The sequence below is a fragment of the Bacillota bacterium genome (genome assembly GCA_023511455.1).
Taxonomy (GTDB): domain Bacteria; phylum Armatimonadota; class HRBIN16; order HRBIN16; family HRBIN16; genus HRBIN16.
Map to the genome: position 1 here is coordinate 1 of JAIMBJ010000064.1, position 4,058 is coordinate 4,058.

General features: G+C 56.5%; 3 protein-coding genes. All 3 read left to right on the top strand.

Going from position 1 to position 4,058, the window contains the following annotated elements; translation table 11 throughout:
• Positions 1 to 155 precede the first annotated feature (155 nt).
• The gene (locus tag K6U75_17105) at positions 156 to 593 is read left to right on the top strand and encodes a hypothetical protein (protein MCL6476752.1); all 438 of its coding nucleotides are present in this window, start codon (positions 156 to 158) and stop codon (positions 591 to 593) included.
• 481 nt (positions 594 to 1,074) lie between these two features.
• Positions 1,075 to 2,328, top strand: a complete 1,254-nt coding sequence (locus tag K6U75_17110) for a hypothetical protein (protein MCL6476753.1) — start codon at positions 1,075 to 1,077, stop codon at positions 2,326 to 2,328.
• On the top strand, positions 2,325 to 4,058 hold a 1,734-nt coding region (locus K6U75_17115; protein ID MCL6476754.1), incomplete at its 3' end, for a transglycosylase domain-containing protein. The genes K6U75_17110 and K6U75_17115, both read left to right, overlap by 4 nt.

Sequence of the window (4,058 nt, forward strand, 5' to 3'; positions counted from 1 at the left end):
GCTGGTGTATATCGCCTGCGCGGCTGGGGTATTAACTCCCGTGTATAGCACAAATTGGTCACAAAAATGGCAAAAATGGGGTATTGACGCGGGGGGGGACGGTGTAGAATAAGGGTAGAATACCAACACCCAAAGCTGGGAGGTATGCTACCAGAATGAGTCGCATCCCCGTCCGCGTGCGGGCGGTGTTTCTTACGTGCATCGGCATCAGCTGGCTACTGCTGGTGGCGGGGGCGGAATACCGTCTTCCCGGTCGCGGGCTCTGGTTGGTTGGTGCGGAGCATGATGCCGGCGTGGTGCAAGCGGGTTCAGTGACCCGGCACCGGGCTTGGCTCATCAACCCTACCCTGCGGAGGCTGGATGTGCATATTCAGCCAAGCTGCGGGTGTACGGTAGCTGGTGTCAGCGCGATGACTCTGCCGCCATTAGGTGCCCGCGCGTTGGATTTGCAGCTGAACACAGAGGGGAGAACAGAAGGGGGATATGAGGAGGCGATAGATATCGTTGTGCGAGCCGGTGACCGCGCGTGGCGCGAGAGGCTGACGGTGCGGTTTATGGTGGCAAATCCTTCTCGGCAACGGGTGAAATTATGAGGAGGTGCAGAGATGCTTCGTGCAGGACAAAGAAAGTATGCGATAATCCTGCTGGTGGCCACTTCGGCAGTGATCGCGCTATCGGTATCTGCCCAACAGAAGAACAAGAACTGTTTCTGGTCCTGGCACCAAGGCACGCAAAACTGGTGTCGGTTCTCTTCGCAAACTGGCTTATGTAATTACCACTGTGCCCGTTATCTAACATGGTTCGGTGAGTGCAGGGAACAGCAGGGATATCAGTGCCAAGAGGTCTGGGGACCCGTCTACGTAGTGGGTCAGTACGCCACTTGCTCGCCGACATTAATCCGTTCCTGCCCATGCAATACCGAGTGGCGAGACTACACAGGCCAGCTCATTGGAAAAACGTGCGTAGGGGGTCCATTAGGAGGAGGAGCGTAAACCAAATTCTTTACGGAGTGGGGACGCTTGCCTTCTGTCGTCTCCCACTCTATACTCTGGGAAGCAAAAGGGGAGCGGAACGATGTCGCGAAACATCATGTTAGCTCTGGGTATGTTGGCACTTGTGGTATCCCTGCTCTTTGTGCAGGCGCGCGCGCAAGGCATCGACGCGAGCGGTGAGGTTCGCCGTATGATGCAGCTGGCGGACGAGCGGGAAAAAGAGTCAAACGGCTATGTCTGGGTATGGCGCTACAGCGTATCGGTGTGGTACAGCAAGGATTTTCGTGTCGGACGAGATGTGCGTATTCCCCCGAAGGGTGCGGCTCAGCGTAAGAGCTTGGAAATACGTATATGTAAACACGGTCAACGGGTAGTCATTTCTGGAGAGTTCCCCGTTTTTGGAACACCACCAAGTTTGGCAAAACGCATGACGGAACACCTCAGCAAACAGTTTGGTACAAAGGAAGTGCGCTTTGCTTCACAGCCTATCAGCGGGACAAAGAAAATCTTAACTGTATTTGATAACAGGGTTGGTATTAGTCACGCTACGCCCCTGCTTATACCACCTCCACCGGGGAGTCAGTGGGGGACAGCAGTACCACCTCCCAGCTCTCCACCCCCGTTACCCGTAGAGATCTGGGAGTGTGCAGCTGAATGTCGCAGGGAACGGGATATCGCAGGCATTGGTGAGCAGACTCTTTACATGATGGTACTGTCGATGGATAACCCGCTCCGGTTGTATACCAACAGCTGGAAACTGGAATCCACCACACCTCAGGCAGTTACTCTATCCACTGCGTCGCCACCTGGCTGGCATGATATGTCCATCCGGGTATCATTAGAAAGAGCGACAGGACATTTGCTTCGCTACGATAGGAAACCATCGTACCTACCGATACCGAGCTTGTCATGGCAGATACACAAGTTCACAGATTATTCCGGTGTAAGAGTGCCTTGTTATGTTACACGAAGACAGGTCTCACGCTTTGAAGACGAGTGGTGCCATACATTAGAAGAGTTTCACCTAAAGTCGCTGTCCAGAACATCCTCCTGTGATTTCGAGCTGCCCTTAGAAAGATTTGTGATGGACTACCGCTTAGTCAAGGGTGTTACCTTTGAGAACTGTGCAAATCCGGAAGTCCAGCAAGGCGTGGTGCAATACCGCTGGGAAGGCTCGCTTCCGAGCGAAGGAGACCTCAGGCGCATGGCATATGAACAAGGCAAGCTGCCCGGCACTGGTTTCGGTTTTCGCGTTACGTGGGTGGTCTTCGTCCCCGGTCTGCTTTTAATCGCCTTAGCCATCTACCTTTACAGAAGAGCCCGTCAAACGATGTGATCGCCAGACAGAGCGTATACCAACTACTCCAAACTGTGCGACAGGTACCATCGCTCAACGCTATCCTGTTGCTGGCGGTGCTGTGGTGGCATGTGCTGCCCAACACGGCAGTCATCGAACCTATCACATGGGGCTTCTTCCGCTTTTTAGACCTGCTCCTGTTTCTCGGTCTGCTCCAGCCGTTATACGCCACACTGGGCTACGATGCACTAATCTACACCACTGGCATCGCGCTCAGTGTCACTTTCCTTCTGCCTTGGCTGGCGATGCGCTCCACTCTCCGACCGTGGGCGAAGCCCACAGACAAGGTGATGGTCGCTATCATGCTCTGGTACGCGGTCTACCTCACCGACTGGCTACACTCGGGTCGCATTCCGTATTCCTACGATGACACCTGGTGGATAGGCTATCCGCTGAGCATCTTCCTTTTCGCGATGCTCATGGTGGAACATCGGTCATTACCGTTTCTGGCAAAGGGCATCGGTGTGGCGGTGGCGGTGCAGGCGACCTACGCTATCGGCTATCACTGGCTGGACATCCGGCAATTTCACACGCCGCATTTCGGCGCGCGTACGGGGGGCACGTTGGGAACACCCAACCAGCTGTATCCCTTGCTGTTGCTCGGCATTCCGCTGTGCCTCGCGTTAGCATTGGGGGCTTCTCGCCGATGGGAGCAGGCTTTCTGGCTGCTAAACACTGTGCTATGCTTTGTCGCGTTGTGGTATACCTATACCCGCACCGCATGGATAGCGCTCGCGTTGACCTTGCCGTTGTTCACGGTTGGGCAGCGGGCATTGATACAGGCGCGCTGGGCAAAGGGGGTTCTTTGCGCGCTGTGCGCCAGCTTGCTGCTGGCGACTGCGTTGGTTCGCACGGGTGGTCAGTGGCTGGGCAATCCGCAGGATCGTTCCTTCTGGGGGCGTTTCGCCATCTGGCAGGTGGCGATTTCGGTGATCGCGGAACACCCCATCATCGGTAACGGCGTGGGCAGCTACCATGCCCGGCAACGTGCGCACATGACCGAACACCTGCTCAGTTTTAACCCGATGAACACCGAACCGAAGAACCTGTATTTGCTCATTGCCTCCGATGTGGGGATGGTAGGGTTGGTGCTGTTCTTGTTGGTATTATGGCGGTATGTCCAGCTCTATCGGCAGGGGCTGGCTCGTTTGGGAGATGACCCTGTCGCCAAAGCGCTCGGGGTGGGTTGCACGCTGGGGTTGCTGTCTGTTCTGGTGGCAGGCATGGCGGACTCGCCGGTTCTGGAGTTTGGGCGGACGGGTGCCACGCTTGTGGCGATGGCACTGCTGGGCATCGCCGTGCGCCAGCTGGATGCAGGTTTCGAGCATCCGCGTTTCAGCCGTGAAGAGATTGCGCGGCGCGAGCGTGGTTTCCTGCTACGGGCGGGGCTGGCGTTGCTGGCTGTAGTGATGGTGGTGTCCATACCGCTGGCTTCAGCACTATGGCAATTCCAGCTGCACCGCTCCAAGGTTCCCCTGTATCGCACCCTCGCACCGCCGCGCCCCCTGTTTACCCCGCTGACCGAAATCGCCGAACCGATGCGCGATGCTCTCGTCGCCTCGGAGGACGGCTACTTCTACCAACATCACGGTGTGGACTGGCAGGCTCTGCACCGTGCCCTGAGAGTCAACCTCCGAAACCTCGCCTTCAAACAGGGCGGCTCCACCATCACCATGCAGACCGCCAGATACCTGTTCGTGGGCAGAGAG

Bases quoted from the DNA above. Each gene is read 5' to 3' on its own strand.
- K6U75_17105 (MCL6476752.1), top strand. From the start codon at position 156: ATGAGTCGCATCCCCGTCCGCGTGCGGGCGGTGTTTCTTACGTGCATC.
- K6U75_17110 (MCL6476753.1), top strand. From the start codon at position 1,075: ATGTCGCGAAACATCATGTTAGCTCTGGGTATGTTGGCACTTGTGGTA.